21 protein-coding genes are annotated in these 19,353 nt (G+C 54.5%); 15 read left to right on the top strand and 6 right to left on the bottom strand.

Going from position 1 to position 19,353, the window contains the following annotated elements:
* Positions 1 to 60 precede the first annotated feature (60 nt).
* From lepB to IE090_RS00225, 4 genes are all read left to right on the top strand, one after another.
* Complete coding sequence (gene lepB, locus IE090_RS00210; RefSeq protein ID WP_189386848.1) at positions 61 to 861, top strand: signal peptidase I; 801 nt, start codon at positions 61 to 63, stop codon at positions 859 to 861.
* 370 nt (positions 862 to 1,231) lie between these two features.
* Entirely contained in the window at positions 1,232 to 1,612 is a 381-nt protein-coding gene (locus tag IE090_RS00215) for a glutaredoxin family protein (RefSeq protein WP_189386336.1), read from the top strand.
* A gap of 102 nt (positions 1,613 to 1,714) precedes the next feature.
* The gene (locus IE090_RS00220; protein ID WP_189386337.1) at positions 1,715 to 2,683 is read left to right on the top strand and encodes a YheT family hydrolase; all 969 of its coding nucleotides are present in this window, start codon (positions 1,715 to 1,717) and stop codon (positions 2,681 to 2,683) included.
* Between the two features lie 9 nt (positions 2,684 to 2,692).
* On the top strand, positions 2,693 to 3,238 hold the full coding sequence (locus tag IE090_RS00225) for an NUDIX domain-containing protein (RefSeq protein ID WP_189386338.1): 546 nt from the start codon (positions 2,693 to 2,695) through the stop codon (positions 3,236 to 3,238).
* A 42-nt stretch (positions 3,239 to 3,280) separates the two neighbouring features.
* Here IE090_RS00225 and IE090_RS00230 read toward each other — a convergent pair whose 3' ends face one another.
* The 3 genes from IE090_RS00230 to IE090_RS00240 all read right to left on the bottom strand — a co-directional run bounded on the left by IE090_RS00230 (position 3,281) and on the right by IE090_RS00240 (position 6,530).
* On the bottom strand, positions 3,281 to 4,345 hold the full coding sequence (locus IE090_RS00230; protein WP_189386339.1) for an AraC family transcriptional regulator: 1,065 nt from the start codon (positions 4,343 to 4,345) through the stop codon (positions 3,281 to 3,283).
* Positions 4,346 to 4,605: 260 nt separating this feature from the next.
* Entirely contained in the window at positions 4,606 to 5,301 is a 696-nt protein-coding gene (locus IE090_RS00235) for a hypothetical protein (RefSeq protein ID WP_189386340.1), read from the bottom strand.
* A 362-nt stretch (positions 5,302 to 5,663) separates the two neighbouring features.
* On the bottom strand, positions 5,664 to 6,530 hold the full coding sequence (locus IE090_RS00240; RefSeq protein WP_189386341.1) for a MaoC family dehydratase: 867 nt from the start codon (positions 6,528 to 6,530) through the stop codon (positions 5,664 to 5,666).
* 167 nt (positions 6,531 to 6,697) lie between these two features.
* On the opposite strand from IE090_RS00240, the gene IE090_RS00245 reads away from it, so the two are divergent.
* The 4 genes from IE090_RS00245 (at position 6,698) to IE090_RS00260 (ending at position 9,675) form a co-directional block, all read left to right on the top strand.
* Positions 6,698 to 7,765 (top strand): AraC family transcriptional regulator, encoded by a 1,068-nt coding sequence (locus IE090_RS00245; protein ID WP_268247102.1) that lies wholly within the window; start codon positions 6,698 to 6,700, stop codon positions 7,763 to 7,765.
* Positions 7,766 to 7,850: 85 nt separating this feature from the next.
* Positions 7,851 to 8,132, top strand: a complete 282-nt coding sequence (locus tag IE090_RS00250) for a hypothetical protein (RefSeq protein ID WP_189386342.1) — start codon at positions 7,851 to 7,853, stop codon at positions 8,130 to 8,132.
* A 144-nt stretch (positions 8,133 to 8,276) separates the two neighbouring features.
* Positions 8,277 to 9,317 carry a DUF5610 domain-containing protein gene (locus IE090_RS00255; RefSeq protein ID WP_189386343.1) on the top strand — a complete coding sequence of 347 codons (1,041 nt, stop codon included), beginning with the start codon at positions 8,277 to 8,279 and terminating at the stop codon, positions 9,315 to 9,317.
* Between the two features lie 94 nt (positions 9,318 to 9,411).
* Positions 9,412 to 9,675 (top strand): glutaredoxin family protein, encoded by a 264-nt coding sequence (locus tag IE090_RS00260; RefSeq protein WP_189386344.1) that lies wholly within the window; start codon positions 9,412 to 9,414, stop codon positions 9,673 to 9,675.
* A gap of 22 nt (positions 9,676 to 9,697) precedes the next feature.
* On the opposite strand, the gene IE090_RS00265 is transcribed toward IE090_RS00260, so the two are convergent.
* Both IE090_RS00265 and topA read right to left on the bottom strand, forming a co-directional pair.
* The gene (locus IE090_RS00265; protein ID WP_189386345.1) at positions 9,698 to 9,970 is read right to left on the bottom strand and encodes a ComEA family DNA-binding protein; all 273 of its coding nucleotides are present in this window, start codon (positions 9,968 to 9,970) and stop codon (positions 9,698 to 9,700) included.
* Between the two features lie 107 nt (positions 9,971 to 10,077).
* Positions 10,078 to 12,741, bottom strand: a complete 2,664-nt coding sequence (gene topA, locus IE090_RS00270) for a type I DNA topoisomerase (protein ID WP_189386346.1) — start codon at positions 12,739 to 12,741, stop codon at positions 10,078 to 10,080.
* Between the two features lie 281 nt (positions 12,742 to 13,022).
* On the opposite strand from topA, the gene IE090_RS00275 reads away from it, so the two are divergent.
* Entirely contained in the window at positions 13,023 to 13,805 is a 783-nt protein-coding gene (locus IE090_RS00275; RefSeq protein WP_189386347.1) for a hypothetical protein, read from the top strand.
* A gap of 2 nt (positions 13,806 to 13,807) precedes the next feature.
* Complete coding sequence (locus tag IE090_RS00280) at positions 13,808 to 14,698, top strand: 1-aminocyclopropane-1-carboxylate deaminase/D-cysteine desulfhydrase (protein ID WP_189386348.1); 891 nt, start codon at positions 13,808 to 13,810, stop codon at positions 14,696 to 14,698.
* Here the strand turns inward: IE090_RS00280 and IE090_RS00285 are convergent.
* Positions 14,695 to 15,540 (bottom strand): DUF1853 family protein, encoded by an 846-nt coding sequence (locus tag IE090_RS00285; protein ID WP_189386349.1) that lies wholly within the window; start codon positions 15,538 to 15,540, stop codon positions 14,695 to 14,697. The genes IE090_RS00280 and IE090_RS00285 overlap by 4 nt on opposite strands.
* A gap of 57 nt (positions 15,541 to 15,597) precedes the next feature.
* Between IE090_RS00285 and IE090_RS00290 the strand changes: the two genes are divergently transcribed.
* The 5 genes from IE090_RS00290 to IE090_RS00310 are packed head-to-tail and all read left to right on the top strand — an operon-like array spanning position 15,598 to position 19,350.
* On the top strand, positions 15,598 to 16,482 hold the full coding sequence (locus IE090_RS00290; RefSeq protein ID WP_189386350.1) for an NAD(+) kinase: 885 nt from the start codon (positions 15,598 to 15,600) through the stop codon (positions 16,480 to 16,482).
* Between the two features lie 3 nt (positions 16,483 to 16,485).
* The gene (locus IE090_RS00295) at positions 16,486 to 17,442 is read left to right on the top strand and encodes a metallophosphoesterase (RefSeq protein ID WP_189386351.1); all 957 of its coding nucleotides are present in this window, start codon (positions 16,486 to 16,488) and stop codon (positions 17,440 to 17,442) included.
* Positions 17,442 to 18,275 (top strand): rhomboid family intramembrane serine protease, encoded by an 834-nt coding sequence (locus IE090_RS00300; protein WP_189386352.1) that lies wholly within the window; start codon positions 17,442 to 17,444, stop codon positions 18,273 to 18,275. Before IE090_RS00295 ends, IE090_RS00300 begins: the two co-directional genes overlap by 1 nt.
* Positions 18,272 to 18,520 carry a YeaC family protein gene (locus tag IE090_RS00305; protein WP_189386353.1) on the top strand — a complete coding sequence of 83 codons (249 nt, stop codon included), beginning with the start codon at positions 18,272 to 18,274 and terminating at the stop codon, positions 18,518 to 18,520. The genes IE090_RS00300 and IE090_RS00305 overlap by 4 nt, the downstream gene beginning before the upstream one ends.
* The gene (locus tag IE090_RS00310; protein WP_189386354.1) at positions 18,520 to 19,350 is read left to right on the top strand and encodes a DUF2797 domain-containing protein; all 831 of its coding nucleotides are present in this window, start codon (positions 18,520 to 18,522) and stop codon (positions 19,348 to 19,350) included. The genes IE090_RS00305 and IE090_RS00310 overlap by 1 nt, the downstream gene beginning before the upstream one ends.
* Positions 19,351 to 19,353 lie beyond the last annotated feature (3 nt).

Raw genomic sequence — 19,353 nt, forward strand, 5'->3', positions numbered from 1 at the left:
CGGCTGGAGGCGGTTAGAATGCGGTCCACGCTAACAGATGACGGTGAGAACGACGAGATTATGGATATCGATTTTCCTCTGGTACTGATGGTTGCCACAGCGGTGACTGGCTTGATTGCCTTGGTAGATAAACTGTGGCTGGCCAAACGTCGTTCCAACAATGCGATGAGTTTAGATGAGCCGCCTAAAGAGCCCTTCATTATTGAACAGTCGAAGTCGTTTTTTCCCGTGCTGGCGTTGGTGTTTGTGCTGCGCTCGTTTGTGGCAGAGCCGTTTCAGATTCCTTCAGGGTCGATGGAGCCTGGCTTGATCAAGGGTGATTTTATTCTGGTCAGCAAGTTTCACTATGGCTTGCGCATGCCGGTGTTTGGCAATGAGTTGGTGCCCATTGGCATGCCTGAGCGAGGCGATGTGATGGTATTTTTCCCGCCGGAAGACCCGCGCTACTTTATTAAACGGGTAGTGGGGTTGCCGGGCGATACCATTGAATATCGCAACCGCCAGCTGCTGATCAATGGAGAGCCGGTCGTCACCAAAGAAGAAGGCGGTGTGCCCGTCTACAACCCAGTACGGTTTCGTGTAACCGAGCAACTGGGTGAGCACGAAGCGGACATCCAATGGGTGCGCGCGCGCGACACGCTCAGTAATAAAGAGATCATGTGGGCTGGGCCTGAAGGCAAGTGGCGCGTGCCGGAGGGACATTATTTTATGATGGGCGACAACCGTGGCAACAGCGCTGACAGCCGCAGCTGGGGCTTCGTACCCGAGCGCAACATTGTTGGCAAAGCCACAGCGGTGTGGATGCATTGGGAAAGCTGGAGCGACATTCCTTCGTTTGATCGCAACCGTTGGCTCGACTGATGAAACGCCGCGCCGGTTGTCGAGTGTGTCGGTTTACTCGTTGGGTGCTGACGTTCGTCATCTTGCTGATGTTGGCGCTCTTGGTGCTCAGTGAGCGGGGGCTACTGGCGACGGTGTAAATCGCCGTCGCTTTAGTTCATAAAGTAATAAAAAATATCGCTTATAACTCTTAATGATTTGTTCTTAGGTATGGCTCGTGCAGTAGCAATTTCGGTGCCGCATATTGCGCTGTAGCCCCCATCAACACTGGTCTGCGCCTTTGGTCGAGACAATGTGAATTTTTTCGCAAAAAAGCTGGATATTTTATTTTGCTTGCCTAAAATGCCGCTCCGTTCACACGTTTGCAATGTTGATGGCGCACGGCAAAATTATGGCAATCACTATGAATTTGACCCAGCAGCTGAAAGGAATCGCACTGAATCTGATGGACCGCGTTGTGCCCGTTCGGCCTGTGGTGCGAGATGACCGCGAGCAATGCCGATTGAATCGTGAATCGCGGCGCATGCAGTTGTACTTTTGCCGCTCTTGCCCCTCTTCTATTTACGTGAAGCGTCACTGTGAAAAACTCGGTCTGCGGGTGGTTGAAAAAGACGTCGATCGAGTGAACTCCTTCCGCAATGAGCTGGTCCGCGGTGGTGGTCAGCCTCGAGTCCCCTGTTTACGCATTGCCGATGGCAAGCGCGAGCGCTGGCTGTATAGCCCAGATGCCATTCGCCAATATCTTGATAGTCATTTCGCTTCCAACGCCTAATTTGCCTCGTCTCTGGAAGGCTGTCAGCGCCTAAGTTGGCGAATCCGCCACTGGCTCCTGGCTCTCTCGGCGTTATCATGCTCGCCATTGTGGAGAGTCTGAATGCCGTTGATATCGTCGACTTATCGCCCCCCGCTGGGCTTTGCTAATGGATACATGCAGAGCATTTATCCGACCCTGTTTCGCCGTTTAGCCACCAGCCATTTACAGCACGAGACGCTGGAGTTGAGTGACGGTGATTTTCTCGATCTCGATTGGAGCTGTGGCTACGGCAAGCAGCTGGTGATTGTTTCCCACGGTTTAGAAGGGCACTCGCGTCGGCCTTATGTGGCCGGTGTTGTGCGTGAGGCCAATCGTCAGGGGTACGACGCCCTGAGTTGGAATTTTCGCGGCTGCAGTGGGCGACCTAATCGTCTGGCTCGCAGTTATCACAGTGGTGCGACGGAAGATTTGGCCGCTGTGATTCACCATGCGCAGAATCAGGGCTACCAACACGTGCACTTGGTCGGCTTTTCCATGGGGGGCAACTTATCACTGCTGTATTTAGGACGTGATTCGGTGGCCACTGCCGTGCGCTCGGCGGTGGCTTTTTCAGTGCCCTGCGATCTCAAAGCCAGTGCTGAGCAACTGGCCAAGCGTCGTAATCGCATCTTTATGTGGCGTTTTCTGCGCGACCTGCGTGGCAAAATGACGGAAAAGGCGCAGCGCTTTCCTGGTCAGGTGCAGGTGGATGACTTTCACCAAATTCGCAACTTCCGTCAGTTTGATGATCGCTATACGGCGCCGTTGCACGGCTTCAGCAGCGCCCTCGATTACTGGGCGCGCAGTAGCTGTTTGCCTTACTTGAGCCACATCCAGCACCCCGCACTTTTGGTGAACGCGCTAGACGACCCTTTTTTGGCGCCATCTTGCTATCCGCGGGCCATTGCTCAGTCTTCGCCATGGCTTCATCTTGAACTACCGGCCCATGGTGGTCACGTGGGGTTTGTTGAGCGTGGTAAGGATCAGGTGTATTGGATGGAGCGCAGGGCAATGGCCTTTATTCGCCAGCACAGCCCGGACAATAAATGAGGAGGTCTCATGAGCGAAAAAAATCCATGGAAAGTTACTCACTGTAAGCAGGTGTATGAAAACCCTTGGCTGGCATTAGAGCACAACGAGGTGATCAACCCGGCTGGCAACCCAGGTATTTATGGCGTGGTGCGCTTTAAAACCCGAGCGGTAGGCATTTTGCCGATCGATGAACAGGGATATACCTGGTTGGTAGGTCAATACCGTTTTGCGGTTGACCAATACCATTGGGAACTGCCCATGGGCGGCGCGCCACTCAGCGAAACGCCGTTGGCTTGCGCACAGCGCGAACTTAAAGAAGAAACCGGGCTAGAGGCGCAGCAATGGCAGTTGCTGCAACGCTTGCACTTAAGCAACTCGGTAACGGATGAAGAGGGGTTTTTGTATGTGGCAACAGAGCTGCAACTAGGCCAGGCCCAGCCTGAAGAAACCGAGCAGCTGCAGTTGCAGCGCTTACCGGCCAGTGAGGCATTGGAGTGGGTTTTCGAAGGGAAGATCACCGACGCCATGACGGTGACGGCGTTACAGTCAGCGAGGCTGAAAGGCTTAATTTAACCACCAAGCCCACACTTTGGGACGTGGGCTTGGCAGTTATCGTTAGCTGTTCACCACCAAGTGCGGTGCTTCGGTGGTCGGCATATGGCGATGATTTTGGCGATACTGCGCCGGACTCTGGTTCATTTCCTTGATGAAAATGCGGTCTAGGGTGCGACGGCCAGAAAGGCCAATGTGCAGGGCGATCTGCTCAATGCTGTCATTGCTATCTACCAGCATGCGTTTGGCCGTTTCAATGCGCACTTGCGTTACGATCTGCTTAAGCGACGTGTGTTCTTTATGCAGATGGCGATTGAGGGTGCGAGCGCTGATGTGGAAGTAGTCCGCTACCTCCTGCTGGTTGGCATTTAAACGCACTTTGTTTTGTGCCAGCGCTTTGCGAATGCGCTCTGCTAAGGAGCCTGAACGCGCAAGCTTGCGATATTGTTCCTCGACTTCCCGCTTCATCATGTTAAGGATGTGCGGGTTGGTATTGTGCAGGCCTTCGTCTAGCCAACGACTGTGGAACTGAATGGAGCACTCATCGCTGTTGAACTCAATTTGACTGCGCCACTGGCGTTCATAATGCTGACTGTACTGGGTCGCAGGAAACGGCAGGGCGATGGCCTCAATGGCGAGGTCTTGGCCGCACAGTTGGCGCAGCCAGTTCAGCAGCGTACTGATGATGATTTCACTGCGGTGGCGCTCGGCCGCCAGAATAAAGTTATCAGGTACCGGCAGCTTGACCTTGATGATGTTGTCGCGGGTACGCGTCACCTGAATTTCCAACTGGTCGCTTAACAGTGCCGCGAACTTTTCCATGTAGTACAGGGCTTCACGCAGGGTGTTGCAGCACAAAAATAAGTGCTGTAACTGGCAGCTGCCGTGAGCGCTGAACTTATGGGCGGGCTGAACGCACAAGGCTTCGTCGCCGGTCTGGCGAATGATGCGATTAATCAACTGGTCGGCATCATGAATGCTGACGCGGCCATCCGGATCGCGCAAATGTTTGAGGACGCGCTGGATCGCAGCGTCTTCGTCGTGCTCAGCATCAAAAAAAGCTGGGCCGGCGACGTCCAGTAGCGGCCGAATCAAGGCCGTTGATATGTAACCTGGTTCCGTGTTCATAGGCGTCGAACTGTGTTCACTGTGGTTGGGCGACCGATGGTGGCGTGTTTTGCCACCGTATTGGCTAATAATAACCATTATAGTTATCGAAGGTGACAAAATCTGTCACATAATGCGTCTTGTTGTAACCGGTCGACGAAAATTTTCAATCCCCGTGACCCGATTCACACTTAGGTATGACATTTAACGCCGGTGGCACCGCACGGGCGGGCGTATTAAGCCATTCGGCAGGCAAAGCCAACTTCTCAGTGGAACGGGGATCAGAACTCGTAGTGTACGCCCAGTGTGACCAGCTGAAAGCGAACCCGTTCAAAGTCCTTGCTATCCAAGGCGGTGGTTTCCAACTCTGCTCGAGCCGATAAGCCACTGCCGATGCGCCATAAAAAACCACCGCCTGTGATTTGATCGACGGCAGAGGCATTGCCGCTTCGTCCGGTGCGCTTGGTCACTGTTTGGCTGCCATCCTCATTGACCTGCGCCGTGATCTCGACCTGCTCATAATCACCTGACCAGATGTTGGCGCCGGTTTTGACGAAAAAGTCGAGATCGTCCAGCAGCGCAAAGCGATAGCGCAACATGACGAGAAAGCCTTGTGGGCGAATGTTGCGAATGCCGGTGTAGGTGCTGGAGGCAGGTTCATCATCATTGGCACCTTGGCGACTGACTTCCCCATGGGTGGCATTGCTGAAGTTCGGTGCGTTGTCGCGGTCGGCTTCACTGAAGTCAATGCTAGGGTCATCGTAGCTCGCCTTGCCCATGTCCAGCAGGCCAAACTCCAGCGCTAACTGATCGGTAATGTTGGGGCCAAAGTGAATCTTTATTGGCGTACCAAACTGATCCATGTCCTGGGAGTCGGTAATGCCGGACTGCAAGCTGATAAACCCGCCTTCGGCATGGCCATTGGGGGTCAATGCCAGAGTGCTCAACAGCACGAGGCAAGCGGATAAACGTAACATAGCGCATCCTGTCAGTGAGATTTGTTGTTATTGTTGGCCGCATTAACAGCAGCTCAGCGATGATAGCAGCGCCGTTCCTCGCTCGTCACCTGCCGCGGCTGTTGTGATCACTCAAGCGGCAAGGACACCACGGGGTTACTCGTGTCTTTGGGTGATAAAAATCGCACTGTGGGGCGAAATCGACGTTGGTTCTTACTGATGGTGGACTTTGGCGTGCAGCGGCTTGCAGCCATAGGTGCGACACGCGAGGCTGTTGCTGGCAAGGCATTTCCGCGATCTGACGTTCATTTTTTTGCCTTACCAGACACCGCCATATCCGCTTCGACGATTTAGATATGGCGCTACAACCCGTCAATGAGCCCCTAAAGCGGCTGCCATTGGCCGCTCATGTGTACGCGCTGCTCATCTCGCTGGCGTATTTCTAAAGTCGCGGCCCCGCTCTCTAAGCTGCAATGCAGGGTCACGTCAGATGGCAAAAATATGGGTTGTTTGAACTGCACGGTGAGGTGTCCACTGCGGCCATCAATAAGATGGCTGAGGGCGGCGGCTGTGCGAGCTTTGGTCCACATGCCGTGGGCGATGGGCCGGCGAAAACCAAACAGGCGGGCGCTAAGCGGATGCAAGTGAATCGGGTTCGAGTCACCCGAGACTCTGGCATAGCTACGTCCGAGGTCTGCTGGAAGCTGCCAATGTTGTTGATGCTCGTGCTGGGGCAGATCTGGGGCCTGCTGGCGCGGTTTGGCATGGCTGGTTTTTTGCTGGCGGCTCAAGTTGGTGCTGACACTCTCCCACAGCAGCTCTCCGCGACTGCGTACTTCGGTCATAACGTCGAACTCTAAGCCTTTGTCAGTGCGTTGACTGGCGCCTATGAAACACCTTAGGTCAAGGCGCTCTGACGGGTGAATGGGTCGGTATTGGGTGATCTGGTTGCGAATATGCACCAGGCCCATGGGGGCCAGCGGAAAGTCACGATGCAGCATGAGCTCTAAATGCAAAGGGAAAGCCAGTATGTGTGGGTAAGTGAAGGGCAGCAGCTCTGACTGGCGAAAACCGCACACCTTGGCGTAGGCAGCCACTTTGTCAGCGTCTGGGCGCTGGCGAATCAGCGCTGCTTCCAGCTGCGGCAGTAGCGGCTGTTTCGTACCATGGCCACGTGCCAGCAGGGCGCGCAAATACTGTGACCAGAGTTTGGGAGGGTGTTGGTACTGCATTGGGCTAGCCAGTGACATAGATCGACATTCCGTGCAAAAGAGATGCGAGTTAGTTTAGGTAAGCAGCGCTGAGGACCATTGGCTACGCAATAGCGTTTGAACCGTCAGGTTAGCCAATCGAAGCTTGCTCTGGTGCGCTTATCTGGCACAATCAAGGCCCTTTCAGGTAGGAAATTCAGGCACTTATGTCAGGCGGAATGGCGGAACTGCGCGACTCAGGCATTATGATCCAGCTGGCTTTTCAGGCCATGCAGCGCATGGGATTGGATCAGCAGCGCATGATGAAGCGACTGGGTGTGACGCCTGAGTTGCTGCAAGACCGTCATGTACGCACGCCGCATGAAGCGCAGCTGCTGTTTTGGCAAGTGATGGAACAAGAGACGCAAGACGCTGATATCGGACTGCACTTGGGCGAGCACATGCCGGTCTACAGTGGCCAGGTGTTGCAATATCTGTTTCTTTCCAGCGCTACTTTTGGCGATGGCCTGACCCGTGCCCTGAACTATCAGCGCCTGCTCAGCGATGCCTCGCAGTCGACCATCGGCGAAGCCGGTGAGCTGGCTTACATACAGGTCGACAGCAGCAGTGGCCGTGTTTCTGGCTTGCGCCATTTAAACGAATGCTTGGCCTTGGGCTTGGTACGTTTCTTTAGCTTTGTCACCGATGATGCATTTGCTCCGGCGCACATCGAGTTCAGTCACGAGCAGCCGGCTGACATTGCTGAGCATCAACGCTTGTTTGGCTGTGAGGTGAGCTTTGCGGCCGACGAGAACCGTCTCTTTTTTGATCGTCAGTTGCTGGACTTACCCTCATCACTGGCCGAGCCTGAACTGCTGCAGCTGCACGAGCGCCTAGCCAGTGAGCATGTTGCCCGGCTTGAGCGCCAGGACGTGGTGACCCAGGTTTACAAGGCCTTTGGCGAAATGCTGGAGAGCGGCCCGGTGACGTTGGAGTCGGTGTCCGGGCGTTTAAACATGAAGGCTCGCACACTGCGTACCCGGTTGTCCGAGGCCGGCACCAACTTTAACCAATTGCTGGCGGATTACCGCTGTAACTTGGCCAAACGGTTGCTCGCTGATACCGACGAAAGCATTGATGAAATTGTTTATCTGACGGGCTTTTCTGAGCCTAGTACTTTTTATCGTGCTTTTAAGCGCTGGACGCAGCAAACGCCGGTGGAATACCGCATTAGCCGCCAACGCAGCGAAAGTGCTGCCAAGCAAGGTGATGCAGCGGAGGCTGTTGAAGGATAGTCACAGCTGTCTTTTCCTGAAGCTGTGGTAAATGCGTCGATCACAAGCCATTGTGTCTATAACGACACAAATTAAGGAGTCTGTGATGAGCCAATCTCTCAACTTGATCCAACCCTTGGTAGAGCATCTGGTCAATGCCGCTGATACTCAGAGTGCTGGCCAAGCCCTACAGCAGGCGGGCGTTTTTTCGGCGAGTGAAATTATGGCGTTGGAGCCTGCAGCGATTCAGGCAGCTTATCGCACGCTTCAGCATGTGCAGTTAATGAACTGCAGCAGCGACGAGTTGCTGCGCACCATCGAGCAACATCAGGTGTGCTGGCCAACGGATCTCAGTGATGAGTTCAAGCAAGGTGCCATTAGCTACTAAGCTACCTACCTGCACAGCGGCTAAACTAAAAAAGCGAGGTCAATCCTCGCTTTTTTAGTTTTCCTCCACTCTTATGTTCAAGAGGTGGGCAGGGGTGGCCGATACAAGCCGAGACAGAGAGCAGCGACGCATCAGGAGGTGCTTATGGCCATTCAGATTCCCCCATCCGCCTATGCTAGGCCAACCCCAAATACAGCCCAGAATACCGCCAATAATGGACGGCTGAGTGGCTCCAATGCCGCTGCGACTGAGAGTCAACAGGTCGCGGGAATGGTGCGCACTGAGCCGCAAAGTGCGGATAAAACGGCAGCCAACATTCTCAACTTTGTGCAGCGGGGCCTGCAGCAGCTGCAAGCTCAAGGAGCGTCCGATGAACGCATTCAGCAGCGGCTTGAAGCAGCACGCAGCGGCATCGAGAAAGGCTACCAGCAAGCCCAAGAAATGCTGGATGGCATGGGGTTATTGGATGACGAGCTGAAACAGCAAATCGGGGCCGGACGTTCGCTGGTAGACCAAGGGCTGGAGCAACTGGCTGAAAACCCCAATGCGCAGCTGATTCAATCAGCACCCGTGCAGGAGCGCGCTGCCTTATCTGTCAGTAATCAAATGAGTTTAGAAGTCATGACCCGTGAAGGCGATCGCGTAACGGTCAGTTTTTCTCAATCCAGCGCGGCTTCTGCCAGTCGTTCCAGCAGTGGACTATCCATGTCTAGCAGTGCTGAACTGGGCTATCAAATGACGGTAGAAGGCAGCTTAAGCGGTGCCGAAAAGGAGGCGTTGGATGCCTTGTTTGCCGATGTGAATTCGCTATCCGAGCAGTTTTTTGCCGGCGATCTGGGCGGCGCTTTAGAGCAAGCGATGCAACTGGGCTTTGATGGCCAACAGCTGGCCTCTTTGAGTTTGGATTTACGTCAGCAAGCCAGTGTTAGCAAGCAGTCGCTTTATCCCGTGGCAAAACCACAAATGCCGACCCAAGCCTTGGAAGGCCTGCAAGCCCCTTTGGCGGCCTACAGTGAGGCTTATGAACAAGCACTGGCCAAAGCCAATCCATTGGCGGAGCCAGCTCAAACCATGCGCGACATGATGTCAGCTCTGTTACCGGAAGAGTCCCGCATGCCGGTATGGCAAGCCTTCAGTGACGGTCTCGATCAAGCGCTAACCGAACGCCAAGCCACCTCAGCATAACGGCGCTGACGCTTGCCCAGCCGACATTGGTCGAGCGGCTGCTGGGCAAGGGCTATGCCCTCGGTTAAAGTCGGCGGTTTATTAAGTCAGTTGGATGAGTACAGTGAGTTTGGTATTGCTGGGCACCCAAGGGTGTCATTTATGCGATGAAGCCCGTGAGGTTATCTTGTCGTTGGCAGGAAAGATTCCCCATGATGTGTTTGAGCAGGATATTGCGGAAAAAGAGTCTTTGGTAGACGCCTTTGGAACACGCATTCCTGTGTTGATGGAAGAAAACAGTGGCCAGTGCTTAGACTGGCCATTTAATGCAGAAGATGTTTGGCGCTGGTTACAGCAATTACCCGCGCCATCGCTTTAGCTACTCCGCTGCATAATCTCAGTTACTCCACTGTTAGTTGCGCCAAGTTCGTCTGCAAGGTGGAAGGGCCGATGCCTTTAACCTTGGTGAGGTCTTCTGGGCTGGAAAACTTACCATTGGCTTGGCGATAAGCGACGATGGCTTGGGCTTTCGCTTCACCGATGCCTTTTAATTGCGCCAGTTGCTCCACCGTGGCGGTGTTGATATTGATGGCTTGTGGCTGAGCATCAGGCTCTGCAGTCGCCAATTGAGTCGCTAGTAATAGGCTAAGAAGGGCGGTTTTGATCCATTGCATGGCTTATCCTCCGTGGTTGGGAGAAACAGCCTAGCAATGCTAAAAAGGCCGAACCATCGGCAAAAACTCCGATTTTATGGCCGGCCTTTATCAGTCAGGGGTGCTAATTATTTCTTGGCCGCTTTGCCCTTGCTTTTTGGCTTGGCCTTCGCTTTTTGCTGAACCTGCCATTGGCCGTCGACAAAATAAGCACTCCAGCCGGTGGCTTTGCCTTCAACCTCCGACATCACATATTGCTCTTTGGTTTTGCGGCTGTAACGAATAACGCTGGGGTTACCGTCCTCGTCTGAGCGCGGAGCGTCGAGCAAATAATGATATTTTTGCGGCAGCTCTGCTTGATGAGCAATCAGCTCTGCAACCAGCGGTGCCCTCGTTTCACGATTTTTCGGAAACTGACTGGCGGCCAAGAATAAACCTGCTGCGCCATCACGTAACACATAGGTGTCATCGACCTTTTGACAAGCCAGTTCCGGCATCGGAATCGGGTCCATCTTGGGTGGCGCTGGCTCGCCATTTTTTAGTAATTTACGCGTGTTTTTACATTCACTGTTGGTGCAGCCGAAGTATTTGCCAAAGCGCCCCGACTTGAGTTGCATTTCGCTGCCACAGCGATCGCATTCAAGGGTAGGGCCGTCATAGCCTTTAATTTTGTACTGACCAAACTCGACTTCAAATCCAGCGCAATCAGGATTGTTGCCGCAGATGTGAAGCTTGCGCTGCTCATCGAGCAAATAACTATCCATGGCGGCATCGCACAAGCGACAGCGCTTCTTGTCCATTAAGCGTCGGCTTTCGGCTTCTTCATCTTCATCGGCTTCGATGACTTCCTCGCCGGGAATCAGGTTTAGCGTTTGGGTGCAGCGCTCTTTGGGCGGCAGGCTGTAACCTGAGCAGCCTAAAAATACGCCGGTTGAGCCGGTGCGAATTTGCATGATGCGACTGCACGCCGGACATTCGATGTCGGTGTCCACTGGCGTGTTCGGGCGCATGCCGTCGTCGTTTTCTGCTTGCTCTAATTGCGAATGAAAGCCAGCGTAAAAATCGTCCAGTACTTGGGTCCAGTTGACGTCGCCATCGGCGATGTCATCCAGTTTTTCTTCCATGCTGGCGGTAAAGCCGAAGTCCATTAAATCAGCAAAGCTTTCTGTGAGTCGGCTGGTGACAATATCGCCCATTTTTTCTGCATAAAAACGTCGACCTTTGAGGCTGACGTAACCACGCTCTTGAATGGTAGAAATGATAGAGGCGTAGGTTGATGGCCGGCCAATGCCACGTTTTTCCAATTCTTTTACCAAGGCGGCTTCAGAGAAGCGCGGCGCTGGCTTAGTAAAGTGCTGTTTGGGTTCGATCTGCTCCAATGTGAGCTGATCTCCCTGCTGCACGTCTGGCAGCAGTAAATCATCGTCGCCTTTGCCTTGCGGCGGCAACACTTTCAAATGGCCGTCGAAGCGAATCACACGACCGCGTGTGCGCAACTCATAGTCGCCAGCACTGAAGACAATGCTGGTACTGGTAAAGCGTGCATCTGTGGTTTGGCAAGCAACAAAGCGGCGCCAGATTAAATCGTATAAGCGCTGGGCGTCTGGCTCCATGCTCGACAGATCTGCTGCTCGCACATGAACGTCGGAGGGGCGAATGGCTTCGTGCGCTTCTTGTGCGCCTTCTTTGGCGCTGTAGCGACGCGGCTCTTCCGGCAAGTAGTCCTTACCTAATTGGTCTTCGATGTAACCGCGCACGCTGTCGATGGCATCCTGCGACAAATTGGTGGAGTCGGTTCGCATGTAGGTGATGTAACCGGCTTCATACAGACGCTGTGCCAGCGTCATGGTTTTTTTAACGCTAAAACTCAGGCGCGTACTCGCTGCCTGTTGCAAAGTCGAAGTAATAAACGGTGCCGCAGGCTTGGAGCTGGTGGGTTTGTCCTCACGTTTAGCGACGCTGTATTTCGCCGCTTGCAATGCGTTGACCGCCGCTTGCGCTTGCTCTTCGTTACTCGGACGGAACTCACTGCCATTATGGCGCGTCACCTGCGCGCGTAAGGCCTCGCCTTGTTTGGTAGTGAGGTTGGCAAACGCTTCCCAGTATTCTTCGGGAATAAACGCGCGAATTTCACGTTCACGCTCAACAATTAACCGTACTGCGACGCTTTGCACCCGCCCAGCAGATAAACCGCGCGCGACCTTTGACCACAGCAGGGGCGATACCATAAAGCCCACCACACGATCGAGAAAGCGCCGCGCTTGCTGAGCATTCACACGATTCATGTTGAGCTCAGAAGGCTGCTCGAATGCGGACTGAATGGCATTTTTGGTGATTTCGTTAAATACCACACGACGATACTGTTGGTTGTCGCCGCCAATCAGCTCGCGCAAATGCCAAGCGATGGCTTCCCCTTCGCGGTCCAAATCCGTTGCCAGATAAATGTGGTCGGCATTTTTGGCCAGACGTTGCAGTTCCTCAACGACTTTTTCTTTGCCGGGTAAGACTTGGTAGTTGGCTTGCCAGTTGTGCTCAGGATCGACGCCCATGCGTGCAATGAGCTGCTCTTTGGCTTTGCGCTTTTTATGTGCAGCTTTTTCTTCCGGCGACATTTTGCGTGTCAGCGCCGCTTGTCGAGCACGCTCTTTGGGGTCGGTTTTACTGCCAGAGCCTGAAGTGGGCAAATCGCGCACATGACCGACACTGGACTTAACGACAAAGTCTTTGCCCAGATATTTGTTAATGGTTTTCGCCTTGGCCGGCGACTCCACAATTACCAGCGATTTGCCCATATTCCGTTGTTAAACCTGTGTTTGTTACCATGGCAGTACGCCCTGAGAGCGACACTTTATAGGCATACCCCCGGGGCGGGTCAAGCCCGACTAGCGCAGTTGTGCGGCCTGTGCGGCACAATTGGCATGATGTTTTCCATCGCCGAGGGCGGGCTTGTCTGGCCTTACTGTAGACCAGTTGGCATGCCGTGCTAAGCGCTTAAGGTCAGTTATCGGCTATGCTTAAACGCAGTTAAGCGTCACAATGATGTCGCTGATTGATTGGGTGGAGAAGAGATAGCATGTCGGCGGTTGGGTTAATCATAGCCATTGCATTACCGGTAGCACTGATATTGGTGGGCTTGGTATATGCTGGCCGGCGACAGCAGCAAAATCATGTCAAACGCTTGCAGGCTAAGGCTATTCGCCAGCGTGCTGATGATTTGGTCGAGGCGTTGGATTTTCTGATTCAGGTCGACAATCACAAAGAAATTCAGACCCTAATGCTAGAGCGAGCGGCTTACCTTTATGAGCGTTATCGCCAGCAGTTGCCGCCAGCCGAGCAAGGCGACGATATTAGCGAAGACTTGGATATCGAGCATTATAAACAGCAGATTGAATCCTCCAAAAGCCATCGTCGGGTGTTAAAAAGCGATCGTGAAATTCGCTATGCCAAAGCACAGTTCTCACAGGTGTTAAAAACCTTGGGACCGATGGTGAAGAGTAAGGTGATCTCCGAGGCGGCGGCGATGGAGTACCGTCGCTATTTACGTCTGACCTTGCTAGAGAAAGAAGTCGATACCTTTACCGCACAAGGCGATTTGGCGGCTCAGCGGGGCGATGCGGTGACGGCCATCAGTTACTTTAAAGCGGCCAAAAAGTTGTTGATCGAGTGCGATCTTCAATACCCAGAAAAGAACGAGCGAATTCGTGCCTTGACCCAGCGCACCAGCAATCTCTACCACGGCCAAAAGTACGAGGCCGAAGACAACTTGGCCAAAGAGTTATCAAAAGAAAACGCGCCACAGCAAGACGAATTTGGCATCCCACTGGATCCAAACGCTGGCGTTAAAAAGCGCTTTTAATCATGCCGCATTGCCCCTCTTGGCTGCAGCCGTTGCAGCGTTTGCTCTCTGCCCCTATGTCACACCTTGCACTCACTCCTCATGCCGACATGCTGTGGTTGGCCACCGCCGATGACGTTATCTGCGGCAATAAGCCCTGGAAGCTTTGGGGCCACTTACAACAACTGACTTCACCGCCCGTTCGTCTGCTGAGCTTTGGCGGCCCGCACTCGAATCATTTGCACGCGTTGGCTGGTTGTGGGCGCTTGCTGGGCATTGAAACCATGGCTGTGGTGCGAGGTTACGCTGAGTGTGCGCTGACGCCGACCTTGCAGGACTGCCAACAACTGGGCATGCGGTTGGTGTTTGCCGATAAAAAAACGTATCGCCAGCGCCATGACAGCAACTATCTAGCGCACTTACAGCAGCAGTATCAGGCCATTGTGATACCCGAAGGCGGCGGCGGTGAGGCTGGGCGACTGGGGTGTGAAGCATTGGGGTGTGAGGCATTGGCCCCCTATGTCGAAGGTTATGACCAAGTGTGGCTAGCAGTGGGCACGGGCACCACGGCGGAAGGCTTAGCACAAGCGCTGCCTGCATCGACGGAGCTTATGGCGGTTAATGTGGTAGCCGATCAAGGCGAGCTCAAGCGCCGCTGGCAACAGAGTATGCCGGGGCGCTGGCGCTTATTGGAGGATTTTCACGGCGGCGGCTTTGGTCGCATCAGTGACGCGCTGCGCCAGCTGATCGCGCGCTACGATGCCAAAGGCATTGCTTTAGACCCAGTCTACACCGCCAAAATGATGCAGGCGTTTGAGGCCTGTAACGAGCCTGGCAAACGTGCTTTGCTGCTGCATACCGGTGGCCTGCAGGGCCGGCGTGGCGCCGGGCTCAGTTTGCCGAGTGCGGGTTAGCCTGAGCGTGGCCAGTCATTGGCCATCAGCATCCAACGCTGCTGTTCAATCCATTGGCCTTGGTGGTACTGCAGCAAAGCGGCGCACAGGCCGCCGTCGAGCGATTGAAAGTGGCGCTGGCAGTAGTGCAGCAAGGTGTCGCGGTCGACGGCCAAAGGCGCACAGATCGGGCTGATCCAATCAGGCTTGGACAAAATATACCACTGGCCTTGCGGTAGTAGCTGGGGGGCGTCTTGTATGTGGCACCAATAACCGTGCCAATGCTCGGCATTGACCTCGGCTGGCAAGGCACCGCGAAAAGCCGGGTTAGCAGCATGAAACAAACAGCCGCGCATCAGTGCCTGGCTATGTGATGGCTGCCACTCGGGAGCTAAGGCGGTACGCGTTTCAGGCTGCTGGGCCATGGCCAGCTGGTGGTCGCGGGTGTGGCGGATTTTATCGGCCAAGCGATCACGGCGGTTGGGGCCGATCCAATCGTCACCGAAGCCAAGGTAAAACTTCAGTGCCAGCTCCAAGTGTATGACCCCTTGGGGCGTTTTTAGCAGCGCATCCAATTCACCTAACGTGCGTTCGGCCGAGCGGATTTGCAGGTTGAACTGCGCCGGCCAGTCCATGAGCTCGATGTATTGCTGCCACAGTTGCTCAAAGCGAAAGCCTAAACGTGGGCTGGTAAAATGGGCCGCCTGCGGCGGATAAGCACTGGGCGGTTGCCACCAGTCAGGATGAGCTGGACTCCAGTCACAATCGAGCAGGGCAGGGCCCTGTATGCTCCAAAGCCATTGTTGTTGCGCTTGGGTTAACTGCAGGTAGTCGGGGGCCAAGCGGCGTAGCTGGTCTATCAAGTGTCATAAACTCCTGTATCATGGGCGTCACATTCTCTGCCCGGCATGGAACAGGTGATGGAAGAATTCCGCAACATTGGCATTATCGGCCGTTTAAACAGCAATAAGGTGATTGAGACCGTCAAGCGCCTGAACCGGTATTTAATTGACGAAGGCTACCACGTCATTCTCGATGATCGTATCGCCGAAGTGATGCCTGGGCATGGTATGCAGGTGTCTAAGGTCAATATGCTGGGCGAAATTTGCGATCTGGTGATCGTCATCGGTGGCGATGGCAGCTTGCTGGGCGCCGCCCGTGCACTGGCGAAATACAATGTGCCGGTACTGGGCATTAACCGCGGTCGCTTGGGCTTTTTAACCGACATCAGCCCAGATGATGAAATGTGCGAAGCAGTGCAGGCGGTGTTGGATGGCGATTACGTTGAAGAGCGCCGCTTTCTACTCGATGCCGAGGTCAAGCGTGAAGGCAACCCGATTGCCAGTGGCGCTGCGCTCAACGATGTGGTGCTGCACCCGGGCAAGTCTGCGCGCATGATCGCCTTTGATTTATACATCGAAGGCCAGTTTGTTTATAACCTGCGCTCCGATGGCTTGATTGTCTCGACACCGACAGGCTCCACCGCCTATGCCTTATCTGGCGGCGGCCCGATTATGCACCCGCGTTTGGATGCTTTGGTATTGGTGCCCATGTTCCCGCATACCTTGTCGAGTCGGCCGATTGTGGTGGATGGTAAAAGCGAAATTAAAATCGTGATCGATGCCAGCCAAGATATTTACCCCACCGTGAGCTGTGATGGCCAAACCCACACGCCGTGTGCGCCGGGCGACAGTGTTACTATTCGCAAAAAGGCCCACAAGCTGAAACTGATCCATCCCAAGCAGCACAACTTTTACGAAATTTGCCGCACTAAGCTGGGCTGGAACAGCAGCGTCGGAGACTGAAGTATGCATCAGGGCTATGACCTGATCGGGGACATCCACGGTTGTGGCAACACCCTGATAACCCTGCTGGAGCAAATGGGCTACAGCAAAGTGGCGGGCGTTTACCAACACCCTAAGCGGCGTGCGGTATTCGTGGGTGACATTGTCGATCGCGGCCCCAATATTCGCTTGGCGTGCCATGTGGTACGCGACATGGTCGACGCTGGCCATGCCGACATTGTGATGGGCAATCACGAATACAATGTCGTCACTTATTGCACCCCCGCGCCCGCTGACATGGGTCAGCCCTATTTGCGCCCGCATACGGAACGCAACGCTTTTATCGTGGCGCAAACCATTGAGCAGTTTGCCGACCATCCGGCGGAGTTTCAGGAGTTTCTCGATTGGTTTGTCGAGCTGCCGTTGTTCCTTGAATATGATCACTTCCGGGTAATTCATGCCTGTTGGGATCAAGCCATGATCGACGAGTTTGTGGCGCGCTATGGTGGTAACCAGCTGAGCAAGGAAATGCTGCCGGAGTCGGTGGACACCTCCAGCTTTTTATACCGTTTTCTTGATCGCATCCTGCGCGGCACCTCATTGAAATTACCGAACGGTCGTTCGATGACCGCCAAAGACGGCATGGTACGGCAGTTCTTTCGCACCAAGTTCTGGCAACATGAGCCTGAGTATTACAGCGATGTGTTGTTTCAGCCCGACCCTTTGCCCGATGATTTGCAACATGCCCATCTGAGCGATGCCGAAAAGGCCCAGTTGCTGTATTACGGCCCCGAGGAAAAACCGCTGTTTATTGGCCATTACTGGATGGCTGGGATTCCCGAACCCATCGTGCCCAATATTGGCTGTTTGGATTACAGCGCGGTCAAATACGGCCGCCTGGTCGCCTATCGCATGGACACTGAACACCATTTGCAGCGCGGCAAATTTACCTGGGTTCGCGTGGCAAAGAGCGAGCGTTAATGGCAGTTCGAGTACTCGTTGCAGACCGACACATTGATCTGTCGCCGCTGACCCAGCAGCTGTGGGCGGAGCGCATTCCCCATCGGGTGATCATAGAGCAAGGCCAACAGCATCTGTTGCTGGCCGACGCCGATGATGCCGAGCGGGTCAAGTTGTGGTTGCAGCAGTGGCAAGACGGCGAGCTGCAACAAGCCAAGCCCGTCCATGATGCGCGCCCTTGGCAGTGGCTATTGCAACTGACCAGCACACCGCTGAGCAGTGTGGGCTTGTTGCTGTTGTGGCTGGTGTACGCTTGGATGCAATTGAGTGATGCATGGCAGCCGTGGCTCAGCACCGCCGTTGACGCCTGGCCGCAACAGCGTTGGGCGCTGGCCACCTACCTAGAGATGGGGCTATGGCCTTTGTGGCGGCCGGCGATTCTGCACTTTTCACTGCTGCATATTGTGATGAACAGCTTTTGGTGGTGGATTCTGGCCCGCCGCATTGAGCGTTTCGATGGCGGCTGGGCGTTATTAGCGCTGGTGTTTGCCAGCGGCCTGGTCGGCAATGTGGTGCAGTGGTGGTATGCCGGGCCGGCGTTTGGCGGTGCTTCGGGCATTACCTTAGCGCTATTAGGTTGGGTTGGCTGGCGCCAGAAGCGTGGCCGCCCGTATCAGTTACCATCTGGCTTGTTACCCCTGATGCTGGGTTGGTTGCTGTTAACTTTGTTTGCCGACACTCTGTTCCCCGGCCTCAGTGGCACCGCCCACGGTGCGCACATAGGCGGACTGATATTTGGCTTGGCGGCAGCCGTGCTGTGGCCGTTACGACCTTCACAAGAGGCAAATCCATGACTTTGGAACAACTGATACAGTCTCTCACCCCAGAGGTGTATGAAAACTTAAAAAATGCCGTGGCGACGGGGCGTTGGCCCGACGGTCGCAAGCTGGTCGATGACCAGCGTGAACTGTGCATGCAAGCCATTCTCTATTACGAAGAAGCCAACGACTTGCCCGCTGAGCAGCGGGTGGGGTACATCGGCGGCCAGTGCAGCTCCAAGTCGGATGATGATGATGTACAGCCGCTGAATTTGCACTGATGGCTGATTTTCAAGGACACCTATCCAAGCTGAGCATTGGCGTCAGCGATGACGGCGTGGCTGATTATCAGCTGGTACTGGATGACCAGCCGGTGCTGGCGTTAAACCCCTTGCTGGGGCAAACCCTGCAGCTGCGCTATCGCGGTCAGATTCATTGTCAGCATTGCGGACGCCAGACGAAAAAAAGCTACTCCCAGGGGTTTTGCTACCCCTGCTTTATTTCGCTGGCGCAGTGCGATCGCTGCATGATGGCACCCGAAACCTGCCACTTTCACCAGGGCACCTGCCGTGATGAACAGTGGGCCGAGCAGGTCTGTTTTCGCGACCATATCGTTTATTTGGCCAACTCTTCCGGCGTTAAAGTCGGCATCACGCGGGCGACTCAGGTACCGACGCGCTGGCTCGACCAAGGCGCCAGCCAGGCCTTAGCGATTGCTCGGGTGAGCAGCCGGCGTTTATCCGGCTTGCTTGAGGACACCCTGCGCCAGCAAGTGGCGGATAAAACCAACTGGCGAGCCTTGCTAAAAGGCGATGCTGAAGCGGTGGATTTAGCCGCGTTGGCCGCTGAGCTGAAGCAACAGCTTAAGGGCCCATTAGCAGAGCTGGAACAGCAGCATGGCGATGATATTCAGTGGTTGTTGGAGTCGCCCTGGCAGGTGCGTTATCCGGTGCAGCAGTACCCCACCAAGGTGGTCAGCCATAACCTGGATAAAACCCCTGAAGTGAGTGGTCGCTTACTGGGGCTTAAAGGCCAGTACTTGATCTTAGATACAGGCGTTATCAATTTACGCAAATACAGCGCTTATCACCTAACGGTGAGCGTTGATTAAAAT

The organism is Bacterioplanes sanyensis, from assembly GCF_014652515.1.
In the GTDB taxonomy this organism is placed as follows: domain Bacteria; phylum Pseudomonadota; class Gammaproteobacteria; order Pseudomonadales; family Oceanobacteraceae; genus Bacterioplanes; species Bacterioplanes sanyensis.

Bases quoted from the DNA above. Each gene is read 5' to 3' on its own strand.
- IE090_RS00225 (WP_189386338.1), top strand. From the start codon at position 2,693: ATGAGCGAAAAAAATCCATGGAAAGTTACTCACTGTAAGCAGGTGTAT.
- lepB (WP_189386848.1), top strand. From the start codon at position 61: ATGGATATCGATTTTCCTCTGGTACTGATGGTTGCCACAGCGGTGACT.
- IE090_RS00290 (WP_189386350.1), top strand. From the start codon at position 15,598: ATGGAAGAATTCCGCAACATTGGCATTATCGGCCGTTTAAACAGCAAT.
- IE090_RS00305 (WP_189386353.1), top strand. From the start codon at position 18,272: ATGACTTTGGAACAACTGATACAGTCTCTCACCCCAGAGGTGTATGAA.
- IE090_RS00275 (WP_189386347.1), top strand. From the start codon at position 13,023: ATGTCGGCGGTTGGGTTAATCATAGCCATTGCATTACCGGTAGCACTG.
- IE090_RS00265 (WP_189386345.1), bottom strand. From the start codon at position 9,970: ATGCAATGGATCAAAACCGCCCTTCTTAGCCTATTACTAGCGACTCAA.
- IE090_RS00255 (WP_189386343.1), top strand. From the start codon at position 8,277: ATGGCCATTCAGATTCCCCCATCCGCCTATGCTAGGCCAACCCCAAAT.
- IE090_RS00235 (WP_189386340.1), bottom strand. From the start codon at position 5,301: ATGTTACGTTTATCCGCTTGCCTCGTGCTGTTGAGCACTCTGGCATTG.
- IE090_RS00230 (WP_189386339.1), bottom strand. From the start codon at position 4,345: ATGAACACGGAACCAGGTTACATATCAACGGCCTTGATTCGGCCGCTA.
- IE090_RS00310 (WP_189386354.1), top strand. From the start codon at position 18,520: ATGGCTGATTTTCAAGGACACCTATCCAAGCTGAGCATTGGCGTCAGC.
- IE090_RS00280 (WP_189386348.1), top strand. From the start codon at position 13,808: ATGCCGCATTGCCCCTCTTGGCTGCAGCCGTTGCAGCGTTTGCTCTCT.
- topA (WP_189386346.1), bottom strand. From the start codon at position 12,741: ATGGGCAAATCGCTGGTAATTGTGGAGTCGCCGGCCAAGGCGAAAACC.
- IE090_RS00300 (WP_189386352.1), top strand. From the start codon at position 17,442: ATGGCAGTTCGAGTACTCGTTGCAGACCGACACATTGATCTGTCGCCG.
- IE090_RS00250 (WP_189386342.1), top strand. From the start codon at position 7,851: ATGAGCCAATCTCTCAACTTGATCCAACCCTTGGTAGAGCATCTGGTC.
- IE090_RS00240 (WP_189386341.1), bottom strand. From the start codon at position 6,530: ATGTCACTGGCTAGCCCAATGCAGTACCAACACCCTCCCAAACTCTGG.
- IE090_RS00215 (WP_189386336.1), top strand. From the start codon at position 1,232: ATGGCAATCACTATGAATTTGACCCAGCAGCTGAAAGGAATCGCACTG.
- IE090_RS00260 (WP_189386344.1), top strand. From the start codon at position 9,412: ATGAGTACAGTGAGTTTGGTATTGCTGGGCACCCAAGGGTGTCATTTA.
- IE090_RS00245 (WP_268247102.1), top strand. From the start codon at position 6,698: ATGTCAGGCGGAATGGCGGAACTGCGCGACTCAGGCATTATGATCCAG.
- IE090_RS00295 (WP_189386351.1), top strand. From the start codon at position 16,486: ATGCATCAGGGCTATGACCTGATCGGGGACATCCACGGTTGTGGCAAC.
- IE090_RS00220 (WP_189386337.1), top strand. From the start codon at position 1,715: ATGCCGTTGATATCGTCGACTTATCGCCCCCCGCTGGGCTTTGCTAAT.